Below are 16,766 nucleotides of genomic sequence, written 5' to 3' on the forward strand. Positions count from 1 at the left end.
GATGCCGGGTCGTCGGCCGGTAAGCTCATGCCGTTTCATGGAGTGGGCCGGCGAGGCCGGGCGTATCGTGCCTGGTCATGGGGCTCTCCACGGGAGGAGCTGTGCGGTGCGGGCAGTGATCGGCTTCACGCTGGCCACGGCGGTCGTCCTGTCGGGGGCCGCGTGCTCCTCGGGCGACGACCCGCCGGGCAAGCAGCCCCAGGGCGCCACCGCCGGGGCCTCCGCCTCGCCGTCCCCGCCGCCGGAGCATCCCTTCACGGGCCGCCCGACCGCAGCCCGCAGGCCGGTGCTGGCCGTGAAGATCGAGAACACCTCGGCGGGCAAGCCGCAGATGGGCCTGCGCAGCGCCGACATCGTCTACGTCGAGCAGGTCGAGGGCGGGCTGACCCGGCTCATGGCGATCTTCTCCTCGAAACTGCCCGCCCAGGTCGGCCCCGTCCGCAGCGCGCGGATCTCCGACCTGCACATCCTCCCGCAGTTCGGCAAGCCCGCCCTGGCGTACTCGGGCGTGCAGACCAAGATGATCCCGTTCGTCCAGCAGGCGTCGCTGTTCGACGTGTCCGACAGCAGCGCGCCGAACGCGTACAGCCGGGTTCCCGGCCGTGTGGCGCCGTACAACCTGTTCGGGGCCCCGCGCAAGCTGCTGGCCCGGGCGCCGCAGGCGAGCAAGGCGGCCGACGTGGGGTTCGTCTTCTCCGACCAGCCGCCGGCCGGGGGCGTGCCCCAGAAGGCCGTCAACGTCCGCTACCCGGCCGCCCGCTTCTCGTTCACCTGGTCGGGGGCGCAGAAGCGCTGGCTCGTCACGCAGGACGGAGCCAAGGACATGGCGGCCGAGGGCGGCCAGCAGGGCGCGCCCACGATCGTGATCCAGTGGGTGAAGACCGACAGGTCGCAGTTCCACGACTTCCACCAGAGCTACACGCCGCTCGTCCACAGCGTCGGCAAGGGCACCGGCGTCGTCCTCAGGGACGGGCAGGCGTACCGGGTGAAGTGGTCGCGCCCCTCCGAGAAGGAGGGCACCACCTACACCACCGCCGACGGCAAGCCCATGCCGTTCGCGCGGGGCCAGGTCTGGGTGGTCCTCGCCTCCAAGAAGCCCGTCTCGCCGTGACCCTGTCGGCCACTATGGACAAAAAGGCTGATCTCCCCTGACATAGTGGTACGTCAGGGGAGGGACCGGCCAGGACCTACGATGGAAGGGAATCCGTAGGCCCCGCCGTCGTGAGGTAGCACCGTGTCCAGCAGCGTCCCCGAAGTCAACGAGACCGCAGCCGTCGGCACCGCCCGCGTGAAGCGCGGGATGGCCGAGATGCTGAAGGGCGGGGTGATCATGGACGTCGTCACCCCGGAGCAGGCCAAGATCGCCGAGGACGCCGGAGCCGTCGCCGTCATGGCGCTCGAGCGCGTCCCGGCCGACATCCGCGCCCAGGGCGGCGTATCCAGGATGAGCGACCCCGACATGATCGACGGCATCGTCAACGCCGTCTCGATCCCCGTCATGGCCAAGGCCAGGATCGGCCACTTCGTCGAGGCCCAGGTGCTCCAGGCGCTGGGGGTCGACTACATCGACGAGTCCGAGGTCCTCACCCCGGCCGACTACGCGCACCACATCGACAAGTGGCAGTTCACCGTGCCCTTCGTGTGCGGCGCGACCAACCTGGGCGAGGCCCTGCGCCGCCTGGCCGAGGGCGCCGCCATGATCCGTTCCAAGGGCGAGGCCGGCACCGGCGACGTCTCCAACGCCTGCACCCACATGCGGCGCATCCGCGGCGAGATCAAGCGGCTCACCTCCCTTCCGGAGGACGAGCTGTTCGTCGCGGCCAAGGAGCTGCAGGCGCCGTACGAGCTGGTCGCCGAGGTGGCGCGGACGGGCAAGCTCCCGGTGGTGCTGTTCACCGCCGGCGGCATCGCCACCCCGGCCGACGCGGCGATGATGATGCAGCTGGGCGCCGAGGGGGTCTTCGTCGGCTCGGGCATCTTCAAGTCCGGCGACCCGGCCCGCCGCGCCGCGGCGATCGTCAAGGCCACCACCTTCTACGACGACCCCGATGTGATCGCGAAGGTCTCCCGCGGCCTGGGCGAGGCCATGGTCGGGATCAACGTGGACGAGATCCCCGCCCCCCACCGCCTGGCCGAACGCGGCTGGTAGAACCGCCCGTCCCGGCGGGCGGCCCCCATCCGGGGCGCCGCCCCGCCGTGGCCGGTCGGCCGGACCGGCCAAGGAGGAGCGCCCCTCATGTCCGCTGACGACCCCGGACGGCTCGCGGAGAGCCTGTCCCGCGAGCTGCGCCACCTGGTGATGCTGCTGCGCCGTACGACGGCGGGCCAGCCCGTCACGTCGCAGCAGTACTCCGTGCTCGGCTCCCTGGAGGGCAGGCCGCGCCGGATGACCGAGCTCGCCGAGGAACACGGGGTCCAGCTGCCCACGATGACCGTGCAGATCAACCGGCTGGAGGAGGCCGGGCTGGTCGCCCGGGGCTCCGACGCCTCCGACGCCCGGGTCCGCACGGTCGAGCTGACCGGCGAGGGGAAGACGCGCCTGCGTGCCGTACGGCAGGCCAGGCTCGCCTATCTCGCCCGGCGGCTGGACGCCCTCACCCCCGAGGAGCGTGAGGCGATCGCCGTGGCCCTCCCGGCCCTCGCGAAGCTGGGCCGCGCCTGACGGGCGGCCGTGACGGCCGTAGCGCGGCCCGGGCGCCGGCGCCGGGCCTGACCACCGAGTTGGGAGGCCGCGTCCCGCCGCCATACGCTGGATCGGCCACTGTACGAAGGGAACCCCCGTGACCGCTGCGCCGAAGGTCGGCGTGCTCGCCCTGCAGGGCGACGTGCGCGAGCACCTCCGCGCCCTGGAGTCGTCGGGCGCCGCCGCGACGACCGTCCGCCGCCAGGAGGAGCTCGACGCCGTCGACGCCCTGATCGTCCCCGGCGGGGAGTCCACCACGATCGGCAAGCTCGCCGCCGCGTTCGACCTGCTCGAACCACTGCGAATGCGGATAAAGGCAGGCATGCCCGCGTTCGGTTCCTGCGCCGGCATGATCATGCTGGCGGATCGCATCGAGGGCGGCGTCGAGGGCCAGCAGACGCTCGGCGGCATCGACATGGTGGTCCGCCGTAACGCCTTCGGCCGCCAGGTCGACTCGTTCGAGGCGGACCTCGACTTCGCCGGCCGCGGCGCGCTGAGGGCCGTGTTCATCCGAGCGCCCTGGGTCGAGTCGGTGGGCGCGGGCGTCGACGTGCTGGGCAGAACCGAACCTGGGGATAGGATCGTCGCGGTCCGGCAGGGACCTCTGCTCGCGACGTCCTTCCACCCGGAGCTGACCGGGGACTCGCGGGTTCATTCCTATTTCGTCGAAATGGTGAGGGAGCTCTAGGCGATGTCCGGCCACTCGAAATGGGCGACGACGAAGCACAAGAAGGCGGCGCTCGACTCCAAGCGGGGCAAGCTGTTCGCCAAGCTCATCAAGAACATCGAGGTCGCGGCCAGGACCGGCGGCCCCGATCCTGAGGGCAACCCGACCCTGTTCGACGCCATCACCAAGGCGCGGAAGAACTCCGTGCCCATCGACAACATCGAGCGGGCCCGCAAGCGGGGCGGCGGCCTCGAGGCCGGCGGCGCCGACTGGCAGACGATCATGTACGAGGGGTACGCCCCCGGCGGCGTCGCCGTGCTGATCGAGTGCCTCACCGACAACCGCAACCGCGCGGCCTCCGAGGTCCGCGTCGCGCTCACCCGCAACGGCGGATCGCTGGCCGACCCGGGCTCGGTGTCGTACATGTTCAACCGCAAGGGCGTCGTGCTCGTCCCCAAGGGCGCTCTCAGCGAGGACGACGTGCTCATGGCCGTCCTCGAGGCCGGCGCCGAGGAGGTCAACGACCTCGGCGACAACTTCGAGGTCGTCTCCGAGGCCTCCGACCTGATCGGCGTGCGCAAGGCTCTGCAGGAGGCCGGGATCGACTACGAGTCGGCCGAGGCGAGCTTCATGCCGACCATGAGCGTCCCGCTCGACGAGGAGGGCGCCCGCAAGGTGTTCCGCCTCATCGACGCGCTGGAGGACAGCGACGACGTGCAGAACGTCTGGGCCAACTTCGACGTCAGCGACGAGGTCCTGGAGAAGCTCGACGCCTAGGGAAAACCGTTCGCGCCGCCACGGCGCGGCGGCATACCTTTGCCGGTTGTGGAGATTCGCGATCTGGCGGCCGGTGACCTGGACGCCGTGCTGGACATCCGTACGCGCGCCTTCGGGCCGATCTCGCCGGGCGACGCCGAGACCTGGCGCGCGCTGGTCACCCCGATGCTGGCCGAGGGACGCTACCTGGGGGCGTTCGACGGGCCGAGGCTGATCGGCACGGCCCGGGTGAACCCGAACGTCCAGTGGTGGCACGGGCGCCCGATGTCCATGGGAGGCGTCGCCAGCGTGACCGTCGCCCCGGAGGACCGCGGCCGGGGCGTCGGCCGCGCCGTCATGCGTGCGACGGTCGACCGCTGCGCCGACCTCGGCCACGTCGTCTCCGCGCTCTTCCCCGCCACCTCGCCCCTGTACCGCAGCGTGGGATACGAGCACGCCGGCGCACATACGACGATGACGTTGCCGGCGGAGCAGCTCAGGACGCTCGCCGGCCCGTCCGGCGGGGTCAAGCTGCGCAGGATGGGCCCAGACGACGTGCCCGAGCTCATCGCGCTCCTCGGCCGCGTCTACGGCTCCACGCGCGCCTCCGGCCCGCTCTGCTGGGACGAGCGCAGCTGGCGGCTCTGGCTGGACGACGACGACGACTTCTGCTACCTGGCCGACGACGGCTTCGTGATCTACCGGTGGAGCGACGGCGACATCGAGGTCGACAACCTGGTGGCCGGCTCGGAGGCCACCGCCCGCGCCCTGTGGTCCCTCGTCGGCAGCGCCTCCTCGATCGCCAGGCACGTCTACGCGCCGGTCGAGCCGGGCGATCCGATGCTGTGGCTGCTGCGCGAGCGCTCCTCCAAGGAGCACCTCAGGCAGTCCCGGTGGATGCTCCGCCTGATCGACGCGCCCGGGGCCGTGGAGCGGCGCGGCTTCCCGGCAGGGGTGTCCGTGGACACGCTGATCGAGATCGACGACCCCCAGCGCTCGGCCAACACCGGCACCTGGCGCCTGCGGGTCGGCTCGGGCTCCGGCGCGCTCACCCCGGCGGATGCCACGGGGAACATCGCGAGGGGCATCACGGGGGACATCACGGGGGACATCACGGGGGACATCACGGGGGACATCACGGGGGACATCACGGGGGACGACGTCACCCGGCTGCCCATCGGCGCGCTGTCGGCGTTGTTCGCCGGGGTGCCGGCGGCCACCCTGCGGCGTGCGGGACGGCTGACGGGCGGCTCGCCGGACGCCGACGAGGCCCTTGACTCGGCGTTCCGGTGCGACGCGTACATGATCGACTCCTTCTGACGGCGCGCGGCGGCGCCGATCCCGGTAGAGTTGCCCGCCGAACAGGTGTTCGGCGGCGCGGCGCCGCCGGGCCGGTGGGGACCAGGGAGGCGTGCCGGTGCGGTTGCCCGAGCTGCGGGTGCTGGGAGTGGACCCGGGGCTGACCCGATGCGGCATCGGCGCCGTGGAGGGCCGTCCGGGCTCCCCGCTGAGCCTGGTCGCCGTCGGGGTGGTGCGCACCCCCGCCGGCGACGACATCGGGGCGCGGCTGGTGGCCGTGGAGGCCGGGATTGAGCAGTGGCTCGACGAGCTGAAGCCGGACGCGGTGGCGGTCGAGCGGGTCTTCGCCCAGCACAACGTGCGGACGGTCATGGGGACCGCGCAGGCCTCGGCCGTCGCGATCGTGTGCGCGGCGCGGCGTGGCCTCCCGGTCGCCCTGCACACCCCGAGCGAGGTCAAAGCGGCGATCACGGGCAACGGCAACGCCGACAAGAAGCAGATCGGCGCGATGGTGACCCGGCTGCTGAGGCTGGACGCCATGCCCAAGCCCGCGGATGCCGCCGACGCCCTCGCGCTCGCGATCTGCCACGTCTGGCGCGGCGGCGTCCAGAGCCGCCTGGCCGAGGCGGTCGCCAGGGCGCGCCCGCCCGCTCCGGGGCTTCCCGGCGCAGTGACGGCCGGCTCTGGTAGGACTGTCGCCAGGCGTCCGCGTGAGGGAGGGAGTGATCGATGATCGCGTCCTTGGCGGGGCACGTCGCGGCCGTCGGGCCGGACAGCGCGGTGATCGAGGTGGGCGGCGTCGGCGTGCTCGTCCACTGCACCCCCGGGACGCTGGCGACCCTCCACGTGGGGGAGCCCGCCCGGCTGGCCACCTCGCTGGTGGTGCGCGAGGAGTCGCTCACGTTGTACGGCTTCGCCGCCGCCGACGAGCGGACGGTCTTCGAGCTGCTGCAGACGGCCAGCGGCGTCGGGCCGCGCCTGGCGCTGGCCATGCTGGCCGTGCACACGCCCAACGCGCTGCGGGTGGCGGTGGCGAGCGCCGATCTCAAGGCGCTCACCATGGTCCCCGGCATCGGCCAGAAGGGCGCCCAGCGGATCGTGCTGGAGCTGAAGGACAAGCTCGGCACGCCCGACGGCCTGGTCAACGCCGCGCTCAACGGCGCGGCCGCCGCGCCGGTCTGGCGCGACCAGGTCCACTCCGGGCTGGTCGGGCTCGGCTACTCGGCCAGGGACGCCGACGAGGCGGTCGCCGCGCTCACCCCGGAGGCCGACGCGGAGATCGCGGCGGGCCGGGCGCCGCAGGTGGCCCTGCTGCTGAAGTCGGCGCTGCGCATGATGAGCGTGCGATGACGGGCGCGGGCCGCCTGGACGCGGTGAAAGTTTCACCGGCGGTGGGGGGCGTCCATGGCGATTGAGCGTGATCTCGTGTCGCCTGAGCCCGAGGGCGACGAGGGCGCCATCGAGGCCGCGCTGCGCCCCAAGCGCCTCGACGAGTTCATCGGCCAGGCGCGGGTCCGCGAGCAGCTCTCGCTGGTGCTGGAGAGCGCGCTGCGCCGCAACCGGCCCCCCGACCACGTGCTGATGAGCGGCGGCCCCGGGCTGGGCAAGACGACGCTCGCGATGATCATCGCAGCGGAGCTCGGCGCCCCGCTGCGCATGACGTCGGGCCCCGCGCTGGAGCGGGCCGGCGACCTCGCCGCGATCCTGTCCACGCTCACCGACGGGGAGGTCCTGTTCATCGACGAGATCCACCGCATGGCCCGGCCGGCGGAGGAGATGCTCTACCTCGCGATGGAGGACTACCGCGTCGACATCATCGTCGGCAAGGGGCCGGGAGCCACCGCCATCCCCCTGGAGATCGCCCCGTTCACGCTGGTGGGCGCCACCACCCGGGCCGGCCTGCTGCCCGCGCCCCTGCGCGACCGCTTCGGCTTCACCGCGCACATGGACTTCTACGACGCGGCCGAGCTGGAGCAGGTGCTCAACCGCTCCGCGCGGCTGCTGTCGGTCGCCCTGCCCGAGGAGGGCGCCAAGGAGATCGCCCGCCGGTCACGTGGCACGCCTCGCATCGCGAACCGCCTCCTCAGGCGGGTCCGCGACTTCGCCGAGGTCCGGGCGGAGGGCGTGATCACCCATGAGGTGGCGGCCGCCGCGCTCAACCTGTACGAGGTCGACGCCGAGGGGCTCGACCGGCTCGACCGCGCGGTGCTCAACGTGCTGCTGCGCAAGTTCGGCGGCGGCCCGGTCGGGCTGTCCACCCTGGCCGTCGCGGTGGGGGAGGAGCCCGAGACGGTGGAGGTCGTGGCCGAGCCGTTCCTGGTGAGGCAGGGACTGCTGGCCCGCACGCCCCGGGGCCGGGTGGCCACGGCCTCTGCCTGGGCGCATCTCGGCCTGACGCCGCCACCGGACGCCTTCGGCGCCCAGGCCGTTCCCACCCTTTTCGACGGGGTGTGAGCCTTCGCAAACGATCACGAATTGGTTGCGAAGGTGGCGAAACCGGAACTTTCCCGCGCGCCGGATCGTGGGTTCGTTGCCGGGCTTCGAGTGGCTCGCATACACTGCGTGGCTTGACTGGCCGCTTACGCTGCTCAGCGACGCGCGGCCGCGCATGAAGCGCACACGACCTCCGGCTTTGGCCGGTTCAACACGTTATGGAAGAGGGTGGCCCCCGTGGGTAACAGCCCGCTCGGGACGTTCCTGCCCCTGATCTTGCTGGTAGTGGTCTTCTACTTCCTCCTGATCCGCCCGCAGCGCAAGCGGCAGCAGGAGGCGCTCCAGATGCAGAACTCCCTGACACCGGGTGCCAGGGTGATGACCACCACCGGTCTGTTCGCCACCGTGGCCGCCGTCGAGGACGACGACGTCGTGCTCGAGCTCGCGCCGGGTGTGGAGACGCGCTGGGTGAAGGCGTCGATCGGCAGGGTCCTGACCCCCGTGGACTCGGAGCCGGAGGCCGACACCCCGTTGACCGATGGTCACGACACGGGGGACGGTGACGATACGAGCACCAAGCAGTCCTGAGTAGGCTGATCACACATCCTTTGACGAAAGAACTGACCTCCAGTGGCCCCACCGACCAGTAGTCAGAGCAAGCCGGGACGCACGCTCCTGCTGCTCCTGGCACTCATCCTCGCCATGGGCGCGACGATCTTCTTCCAGAAGGCGTTCGTCCCCAAGTTCGGCCTCGACCTCGCGGGCGGCACCACGGTGACGCTCACGCCGGTCACACCGGGCGGGAAGGCTCCGCCGTCCGAGAACATCGACCGTGCCATCACCATCATCCGTGCGCGCGTGAACGGCACCGGCATCTCGGACGCGGAGGTCGCCAGGGCCAACAACAACATCGTGATCTCCGTCCCCGGCGCGGGCCGGGAGGAGGCGCTCGGGCTCATCTCCAAGACCGCCGAGCTGCGCATGCGCCAGGTCCTCGCGGTCGCGGCCGCCAAGGACCAGCCGGCTCAGATGCCGACGTCCGCTCCCACTCCCGGCGGCTCCGGTGCGCCGAGCGGCGCCCCCAGCGCCGGCACCAGCCCGGCGGCCACGTCGTCGGCGGCGGCCAGTGCGGCTCCGAGCGCGAGCGGCACGCCCGCGGGCCGTGCCCTGTCGTCCGCGCTGACCGCGCCCTCGCCGTCGGCCACCGCGAGCACCGCCGGCCACGCGAAGACCCGCAAGAACGGCGCCAAGGCGGGCAACAGGGCCACGCCGTCGCCTTCAGGGGCCGCGTCGCCGTCGGCGGCTCCCAGCGCCGACGCGGGCGACCCGCTGGCCGGTCAGGACACCTCGGGCATCGATCCGGCCCTGCTCGACCAGTTCCGGAACATCGACTGCACGAAGAAGGACAAGGGCCAGGGCGTCCAGGACGACCCGAACAAGCAGATCGTCGCCTGCAGCGACGACGGCAGCGCCCGCTACATCCTCGACAAGGCCGCCGTGCAGGGCACCGAGATCAGCGGGGCGCAGGCGGGCACCGACCCGACGACCGGTGAGTGGATCGTCCAGGTCAACTTCAAGTCGAAGGGCGCCAGCCAGTTCTCCGACATCACCCGGCGGATCACCAGCCTGCCGGCGCCGCGCAACCAGCTCGCCAACGTGCTGGACGGCGTCGTCATCGTCGCGCCGACGATCGAGGAGGCCATCCCGGGCGGCAGCGCCCGGATCTCCGGCAGCTTCACCCAGGTGACCGCGAACGATCTGGCCGACCAGCTCAAGTACGGCGCGTTGCCGCTGAAGTTCATGCCGGACTCGGTCGAGTCGGTCTCCTCGACTCTCGGCCAGGACCAGTTGCGCGGCGGGCTCATCTCGGGCGCGCTCGGCCTGCTCGTGGTCGTGCTCTACCTGCTGCTGTACTACCGCGGCCTGGGCCTCGTGGGTGTGGCCAGCCTCGTGGTGGCGACCACCGTCACCTATCTGACGGTGGCGATCCTCAGTCACAACGCCGGGTTCCGGCTCTCGCTGCCGCACATCATCGGCCTGGTGGTCTCGATCGGCATCACGGCGGACTCGTTCATCGTCTACTTCGAACGGATCCGCGACGAGATCAAGGAGGGCCGCCGCACGCTGCGGTCGGCCGTCGAGGTCGCCTGGCGAAGGGCGCGGCGCACCATCCTGGTCGCCGACGCCGTCATGTTCATCGCCGCGGTCGTGCTGTTCTTCCTCGCGGTCGGCGGCGTGGCGGGCTTCGCCTTCGCCATGGGCCTGACCACCCTGATCGACATCGTGGTGGTCTTCCTGTTCACCAAGCCTCTGATGTCCCTCGTGGCGCGGATGAGGTTCTTCGCCAAGGGCCACAAGTTGTCCGGACTCGACGCGGAGCGCATGGGCCGTACGAGCCCCGCCGAGCAGACCATGCAGGAGGCGTGATGGCGGGCCTGATCAGCCGCCTCTACCGCGGCGACATCAACATCGACTTCGTCGGCAAGCGCAAGATCTGGTACGGCCTGTCGGCCTTCCTGCTGGCGATCTCCATCGTGGGCCTGATCGTGCAGCAGGGCCTGAACCTGGGCGTGGAGTTCAAGGGCGGGTCGGTGTTCGGCTTCGCCCGCACGGCGAACTCGACCGTGGAGCAGGTCAGGCAGACCGTCGCCGACGCCGGCGCGCACCAGATCATCGTGCAGCAGGCCGGGCAGAAGAACTGGCGGGTCACCACGGAGAGCCTCAGCGGCGCCGAGGTGACCAAGGTCCAGGACTCGATCTCCCAGCGGTACGGGATCGACAGGAACGAGGTCAGCTCCCAGGTCATCGGCGCCACCTGGGGAGGCGAGGTCGCCCAGAAGGCGTGGGTCGGGCTCGCGGTCTTCATGATCGCGATCATGCTCTATCTGACGGTCGCGTTCGAGTGGCGGATGGCTCTGGCGGCCATCGTCGCCCTGGTGCACGACCTCGTGATCACGGCGGGCGTCTACGCCTGGTCGGGCTTCGAGGTGACGCCGGCCACGATGCTGGGCTTCCTCACGATCCTCGGTTACTCGCTGTACGACGCGGTCGTCGTCTTCGACATGATCAAGGAAGTGACCGGGAAGCTCGGCACGAGCGCGAGGATGACCTACACCGAGGCGGCCAACAACGCGCTCAGCCACACGCTGATCCGTTCGCTGAACACCTCGCTGGTCGCCATCCTGCCGGTGGCGGCGATCCTGTTCATCGGCACCACGGTGCTCGGCGCCGGCACGCTGAAGGACCTGTCGCTGGCGCTGTTCGTCGGAATGATCGTCGGCACGTACTCGTCCCTGTGCGTGGCGACGCCGATCCTGGTGACGCTCAAGGAGCGCGAGCCGCAGTGGCAGGCGCTCGCCCGGCGGGTGGCGGCCCGGCAGACCTCCGCCGCCAAGGCGTCCGCGGCCAAGAGCGCGGGCGGTCCCGCGAAGGAGCCCGTCTCCGCGGGGTCCCAGAACGGCGCGGTGCCCGCGGACAAGCGCAAGAAGCGCTAGCGGAACCGATCAGGGGAGCGCCTCCCGGCCTGTGAAGGGCCCGGGAGGCGCTCCTCTTCGCGTCGGCGCCTCCCTCCGCCCGCCCGGGGCAGGCCTCCAAGGCCCTCGTGAGCCCCTGAGGCCCTTCTGAGGCCCCGGGGCCGTCGCCGCGGGCTCTCGGCGGGTGAGCGGGCCGCGCGGCACTAGGGTGGGCGTCGTGACTGACTGGACAGCGCTTATCCGGGATGTCCCCGACTACCCCAAGCCGGGCATCCTCTTCAAGGACATCACCCCCCTGCTGGCCGATCACGGCGCGTTCGCCCAGGTCGTGGAGGAGCTGTCCGACGGCTTCACGTTCGACAAGGTCGTCGGCATCGAGGCGCGGGGGTTCATCCTGGCCGCCCCCGTCGCGTACCGGAGCGGCGCGGGCTTCGTGCCGGTCCGCAAAAAGGGCAAACTCCCTGCCAGTACGCTCGCGGCGTCCTATGATCTCGAGTACGGCTCCGCGACGATCGAGGTGCACGCCGACGCCTTCACCCCCGGTGAGCGCGTCCTGGTCGTGGACGACGTGCTCGCCACGGGCGGTACGGCCCGCGCGGCCGTGGAGCTGGTCAGTGAGGCGGGCGCGCACGTCGTCGCGGTGTCCTTCCTGATGGAGCTGTCCTTCCTCTCCGGCCGTGACCGGCTGCCCGGTCTCGACGTCCGCGCCCTGATCAGCGTCTGAACGCCCCCGCGGGGGGCGAGGACCCGGCAGGGGGTACGCGGCCGAAAGCGCGGTGGCGGCACGGATAGACTGAGCCATCTGGACTCGACGTAAGGAGTCTGTGTGCCCCGTGATGTGGTCGTCCCCGACAGCGCGCGGGCTGATCGCGAGAGTGAATCCCGCGACGAAGCCCCCGAGCCCGTCGACGTGCCCGCTGACGCGGCGCCCGACTCGACGGCTGACGCTGAGGAGAGACCTGCGTCGGCCACGCGACGGAGGCTCGCCCGTTTCGGGGGGCAGTGGGGTGCTATGAATCCGGTGCTTGAGCCGCTCTTCAAGACGGTCCGCGCGACCCATCCGAAGGCGGAGCTGCGCCTCATCGAGCGTGCCTACGACATGGCGGCCTACCACCACCGCGATCAGAAGCGTAAAAGTGGCGATCCGTACATCACGCACCCGCTCGCCGTGGCGACGATCCTCGCCGAGCTGGGCACCGACGACGAGACCCTGTGCGCGGCGCTGCTGCACGACACGGTGGAGGACACCGCCTACAGCCTCGACGAGCTGAGGGCCGACTTCGGCGACAACATCGCGCTGCTCGTCGACGGCGTCACGAAGCTGGACAAGGTCAAGTTCGGCGACGCCGCGCAGGCGGAGACCGTGCGCAAGATGGTCGTCGCGATGTCCCGTGACATCCGGGTGCTGGTGATCAAGCTGGCCGACCGGCTGCACAACATGCGGACGATGCGCTACATGCCCGAGCACAAGCGGCAGCAGAAGTCCCGCGAGACGCTGGAGATCTTCGCCCCGCTGGCCCACCGGCTCGGCATGAACACCATCAAGTGGGAGCTGGAGGACCTCGCGTTCGCCATGCTCTACCCGAAGCGGTACGACGAGATCGCGCGGATGGTGTCGGAGCGGGCGCCGCGGCGAGACCTGTTCCTGCACGAGGTGATCGAGAAGGTCTCGGCCGACCTGCGCGAGGCGAAGATCAAGGCGACCGTGCGCGGGCGGCCCAAGCACTACTACTCGATCTACCAGAAGATGATCGCCAAGGGTGTCGCCTTCGACGACATCTACGACCTGGTGGGCATCCGGGTGCTGGTCGACACGGTGCGTGACTGCTACGCCGCGCTCGGAACGATCCACGCCCAGTGGAAGCCGGTGCCCGGCCGGTTCAAGGACTACATCGCGATGCCCAAGTTCAACATGTACCAGTCGCTGCACACGACGGTCATGGGCCCCGAGGGCAAGGCGATCGAGCTGCAGATCCGCACCCGGGCGATGCACAACCGCGCCGAGTACGGCGTCGCGGCCCACTGGAAGTACAAGGAGGAGACGGCCGGCTCGGCGACGGGCAGGGTGAAGCAGGCCAACGACATGGCCTGGCTGCGGCAGCTCCTCGACTGGCAGAAGGAGACCTCCGACCCCGGGGAGTTCCTGGAGTCGCTGCGCTTCGACCTGTCGGTGTCGGAGGTGTTCGTCTTCACGCCGCGCGGCCAGGTGATCGCGCTGCCCGAGGGCGCCACGCCCGTCGACTTCGCGTACGCCGTGCACACCGAGGTCGGCCACCGGTGCATCGGCGCGCGGGTGAACGGCCGGCTCGTCCCGCTCGAGTCACGCCTGGGCAACGGCGACACGGTGGAGATCTTCACCTCCAAGTCGCCGGACGCCGGGCCCTCCCGCGACTGGCTCAAGTTCGTCAAGAGCGGCCGGGCCCGCAACAAGATCCGCCAGTGGTTCTCCAAGGAGCGCCGCGAGACCGCGATCGAGGCGGGCAAGGAGGCCATCGGCCGGGCCATGCGCAAGCAGGGCCTGCCGCTGCAGCGCATGATGTCGGGCGAGGCGCTGCTGGCCCTCGCCAGGGACCTGCGCTACCCCGACGTGTCGTCCCTGTACGCCGCGGTGGGCGAGGGACACGTGGCCGCCCAGTCGGTCGTACAGAAGCTCGTGCAGGCCCTGGGAGGCGTGGAGGGCGCGGAGGAGGACATCGCCGAGGCCTCCGTCCCCACGCGGCTCAGCGGGCGCTCACGGGCCAACTCCAACGCCGGCGTCATGGTGGCGGGCGACCCCGACGTCTGGGTACGGCTGTCGCGCTGCTGCACCCCCGTCCCCGGCGACGACATCGTCGGGTTCGTCACCCGCGGGCACGGGGTGTCGGTCCACCGGACGAACTGCCCGAACGTCGAGCAGCTCAACGCGCAGCCCGACCGGATGGTCCAGGTGGCGTGGTCGCCCCAGGACGACTCGGTCTTCCTCGTCGCGATCCAGGTCGAGGCGCTCGACCGGCCGCGGCTGCTGTCCGACGTCACCCGCACGCTGTCCGACCAGCACGTGAACATCCTGTCCGCGTCGGTCGCGACGACCAGGGACCGGGTGGCCGTCAGCAAGTTCACCTTCGAGATGGGCGACCCCAAGCACCTCGGCCACGTCCTCAAGGCCGTGCGGGGAGTGCAGGGCGTCTACGACGTCTACCGGGTCACCAACTGACGCCCCAGCCCTGATCGTCTCTGGGATCTCGCGGATCTCGCGGAGCCCCGGAACGGGGTGCCGCGAGACCGCGAAGGCGCCGATGAGGCTCGCGCGTCAGGAGAACTCGGCGAGCGTGCGCTCGGCCTCCTCCAGCCACGACCGGCGGGCGGCCAGCGCCTCCTCCGCCTCCTTGACGTCCTTGTCCCGGCCGGCCGTCTGAGCCTTGGACAGGCGGGTCTCCAGCTGGTCGATCGACTTGCGGAGCTGGTCCACGGTGTTCTGCGCCCGTGCCCTCGCCTCGGGGTTCGAGCGCTTCCACTCGTTGTCCTCGGCCTTGCGCACGGCGTCGTCGACCTTGCGCAGGCCGCCTTCCAGGCGGTCGCGCATCTCCCTGGGGACCGGCCCGGCCGCCTCCCAGCGCTCCAGCAGGCCCCGCAGGGCGCCGCGCGCCGCGCGGGCGTCGGTGACGGGAAGCAGCCGCTCCGCCTCGGCGAGCAGGGCCTCCTTCACCTCCGCGTTGGCCGCGAACGACGCGTCACGCTCGGCGAAGACGGCGGAGCGTGCCTGGAAGAACTGGTCCTGGGCGCCCTTGAAGCGCGCCCACAGCTCGTCCTCGACCTCGCGGGAGGCCCGTCCGGCGACCTTCCACTGGCGCATCAGCTCCCGGTAGACCGCCGCGGTGGCGTTCCAGTCGGTCGAGGAGGCCAGCTCCTCGGCCTCGGCGACGATGCGCTCCTTGGCGGAGCGCACCGCGTCCCGTTGCTCGTCCAGGGAGGAGAAGTACGCCTTGCGGCGCTTCGCGAAAGCCGTACGGGCCGTGGAAAGGCGCTTCCACAGCGTGGCCTCGGTGGCGCGGTCGATGCGCTCGGCCGCCTTCCACTCCTCGACGAGCTGGCGCAGCCGCTCGCCGCCGGACTTCCAGTGCGTCGTCTCCTCGGCGATCCGCTCCGCCTCGGCGACGATGCGCTCCTTGGTCTCGCGCGCGTGCGCCCGGGCCTGGTCGCGCAGGGCCCGCAGCTCGTCGCGCCGCTTGGCGACGTGGTCGGTCAGCGCCGTGAGCCGGTCCTGGAGCGACCCCAGGTCGCCGATGGCGTGGGCCTCGGCCACCGCCTCGCTGAGCTTGGCGATGCTGGCCTCGGCCTGCGCGGGGGCCAGATCGGTCCCGCGCACCCGCTGCTCGAGGAGCTGGACCTGGCCGGCCAGCTCGTCGAACTTACGGCGGAAGTAGGCCAGTGCCTCCTCCGGCTCACCGGCCTGCCAGGACCCGACGGCCCGTTCTCCCTCAGCCGTACGCACGTAGACGGTGCCGTCCTCGTCTACCCGGCCCCACGGGTCGGTGGTCACCGTGTCCTCCCGCACTTGAATCAGCCTCCAGGGCCCGAAATGCCCTTGGTTGTATTACGTCAGCTCTTGCTGGTGATTGTCACGTCTTTGATGACGACAGGCTGCTTGGGGGCACCCGTGCCGTCGCCGCCCGCCCCGGGGATGATGCCCTTCTTGGCGACCTTGTCCAGGATGTCCAGTCCCTTGGTCACGGTACCGAAGGGCGTGTACTGCGGGGGGAGCCCGGTGTTGCCGAACACGATGAAGAACTGGCTGCCGTTGGTGTCCGCACCGCTGTTGGCCATGGCCAGCACGCCGCGGTCGTACTTCGCGCCGGCCAGGTTCTCGTTGGCGAAGCGGTAGCCGGGGCCGCCCTGCCCGTCGGTCGGGTTCTTGCCGTCGGCCTTGGCCAGCGGGTCGCCGCACTGCAGGATCGGGAAGTCGGTGCCCATACGGTGGCACCGCGTGTCGTCGAAGTAGTTCTTGGACGCGAGGAACCGGAACGAGTTCACCGTGCACGGCGCCTTCGACGACTCCAGCGTGGCGACGATGTTCCCCAGGTTGGTCTTGATCACCATGGTGGCCGGGGCCGTGCTGACCTTCTCGGGCGGCAGGCCGACGTCCTTGACCTGGCCGCTGCCCTTGTCGGCAACGTAACCGCAGGTGCCCGTCGACGGATCGTACGGCTTGGGCGCGGCGGCGGGTGCGCTCGCGGAGGGCGCCGGTGACGCCGCCGCGGCGGTCTCGTCGCCGTCCTTGCCGAGCATCGTCGTCGCCGCGACGACGCCGCCGATCACGACCACGACGGCGACGCTGGTCCCGATGACCGCGTTCCGCCGGGCCCGCTGCTGGCGCTGGGCGCGCTCCTGAAGCTGCCGCTGGTAATGCTCCCGGGCCAGCTGCTTCTGACGGTCCTTGCCGGTGACCACTTCGACCTCCAGACTGTTCCTGTTTCCC

16 protein-coding genes are annotated in these 16,766 nt (G+C 71.0%); 14 read left to right on the plus strand and 2 right to left on the minus strand.

Translation table 11 applies throughout. From position 1 onward, the window contains the following. Window positions 1-106: 106 nt before the first annotated feature. From AB0B72_RS22365 to AB0B72_RS22430, 14 genes are all read left to right on the plus strand, one after another. A complete protein-coding gene (locus AB0B72_RS22365) occupies window positions 107-1,111 on the plus strand; it encodes a DUF3048 domain-containing protein (protein WP_367740815.1) in 1,005 nt (334 codons plus the stop codon). A gap of 123 nt (window positions 1,112-1,234) precedes the next feature. Continuing rightward, window positions 1,235-2,149: a pyridoxal 5'-phosphate synthase lyase subunit PdxS gene (gene pdxS / locus AB0B72_RS22370; RefSeq protein ID WP_367740816.1), complete on the plus strand. Its 915-nt coding sequence runs from the start codon at window positions 1,235-1,237 to the stop codon at window positions 2,147-2,149. An 87-nt stretch (window positions 2,150-2,236) separates the two neighbouring features. Continuing rightward, window positions 2,237-2,662, plus strand: coding sequence for a MarR family winged helix-turn-helix transcriptional regulator (locus AB0B72_RS22375; protein WP_367740817.1), 426 nt, complete (start codon window positions 2,237-2,239; stop codon window positions 2,660-2,662). 118 nt (window positions 2,663-2,780) lie between these two features. Beyond that, window positions 2,781-3,371, plus strand: coding sequence for a pyridoxal 5'-phosphate synthase glutaminase subunit PdxT (gene pdxT / locus AB0B72_RS22380; protein WP_367740818.1), 591 nt, complete (start codon window positions 2,781-2,783; stop codon window positions 3,369-3,371). A 3-nt stretch (window positions 3,372-3,374) separates the two neighbouring features. Then, complete coding sequence (locus AB0B72_RS22385; RefSeq protein WP_367740819.1) at window positions 3,375-4,127, plus strand: YebC/PmpR family DNA-binding transcriptional regulator; 753 nt, start codon at window positions 3,375-3,377, stop codon at window positions 4,125-4,127. Window positions 4,128-4,175: 48 nt separating this feature from the next. Next, window positions 4,176-5,426 (plus strand): enhanced intracellular survival protein Eis, encoded by a 1,251-nt coding sequence (gene eis, locus AB0B72_RS22390; RefSeq protein ID WP_367740820.1) that lies wholly within the window; start codon window positions 4,176-4,178, stop codon window positions 5,424-5,426. A gap of 112 nt (window positions 5,427-5,538) precedes the next feature. Then, window positions 5,539-6,138: a crossover junction endodeoxyribonuclease RuvC gene (gene ruvC / locus AB0B72_RS22395; RefSeq protein WP_367740881.1), complete on the plus strand. Its 600-nt coding sequence runs from the start codon at window positions 5,539-5,541 to the stop codon at window positions 6,136-6,138. Then, entirely contained in the window at window positions 6,135-6,755 is a 621-nt protein-coding gene (ruvA, locus tag AB0B72_RS22400) for a Holliday junction branch migration protein RuvA (RefSeq protein ID WP_367740821.1), read from the plus strand. The genes ruvC and ruvA overlap by 4 nt, the downstream gene beginning before the upstream one ends. Before the next feature lie 54 nt (window positions 6,756-6,809). Beyond that, window positions 6,810-7,859 (plus strand): Holliday junction branch migration DNA helicase RuvB, encoded by a 1,050-nt coding sequence (ruvB, locus tag AB0B72_RS22405; RefSeq protein WP_367740822.1) that lies wholly within the window; start codon window positions 6,810-6,812, stop codon window positions 7,857-7,859. 216 nt (window positions 7,860-8,075) lie between these two features. Beyond that, on the plus strand, window positions 8,076-8,426 hold the full coding sequence (gene yajC, locus AB0B72_RS22410) for a preprotein translocase subunit YajC (RefSeq protein ID WP_367740823.1): 351 nt from the start codon (window positions 8,076-8,078) through the stop codon (window positions 8,424-8,426). A gap of 42 nt (window positions 8,427-8,468) precedes the next feature. After that, window positions 8,469-10,265, plus strand: a complete 1,797-nt coding sequence (secD, locus tag AB0B72_RS22415) for a protein translocase subunit SecD (protein WP_367740824.1) — start codon at window positions 8,469-8,471, stop codon at window positions 10,263-10,265. After that, window positions 10,265-11,332 carry a protein translocase subunit SecF gene (secF, locus tag AB0B72_RS22420; RefSeq protein WP_367740825.1) on the plus strand — a complete coding sequence of 356 codons (1,068 nt, stop codon included), beginning with the start codon at window positions 10,265-10,267 and terminating at the stop codon, window positions 11,330-11,332. Before secD ends, secF begins: the two co-directional genes overlap by 1 nt. 196 nt (window positions 11,333-11,528) lie before the next feature. After that, window positions 11,529-12,035: an adenine phosphoribosyltransferase gene (locus AB0B72_RS22425; protein WP_367740826.1), complete on the plus strand. Its 507-nt coding sequence runs from the start codon at window positions 11,529-11,531 to the stop codon at window positions 12,033-12,035. Between the two features lie 288 nt (window positions 12,036-12,323). Continuing rightward, window positions 12,324-14,504: a bifunctional (p)ppGpp synthetase/guanosine-3',5'-bis(diphosphate) 3'-pyrophosphohydrolase gene (locus AB0B72_RS22430; RefSeq protein ID WP_367740827.1), complete on the plus strand. Its 2,181-nt coding sequence runs from the start codon at window positions 12,324-12,326 to the stop codon at window positions 14,502-14,504. Window positions 14,505-14,600: 96 nt separating this feature from the next. Here AB0B72_RS22430 and AB0B72_RS22435 read toward each other — a convergent pair whose 3' ends face one another. Further along, window positions 14,601-15,845: a DUF349 domain-containing protein gene (locus AB0B72_RS22435; RefSeq protein WP_367740828.1), complete on the minus strand. Its 1,245-nt coding sequence runs from the start codon at window positions 15,843-15,845 to the stop codon at window positions 14,601-14,603. A gap of 44 nt (window positions 15,846-15,889) precedes the next feature. Beyond that, entirely contained in the window at window positions 15,890-16,738 is an 849-nt protein-coding gene (locus tag AB0B72_RS22440; RefSeq protein ID WP_367740829.1) for a peptidylprolyl isomerase, read from the minus strand. Between the last annotated feature and the right edge of the window lie 28 nt (window positions 16,739-16,766).

Origin of the sequence: Microbispora sp. NPDC049125, assembly GCF_040802045.1 — a bacterium.
GTDB lineage: Bacteria > Actinomycetota > Actinomycetes > Streptosporangiales > Streptosporangiaceae > Microbispora.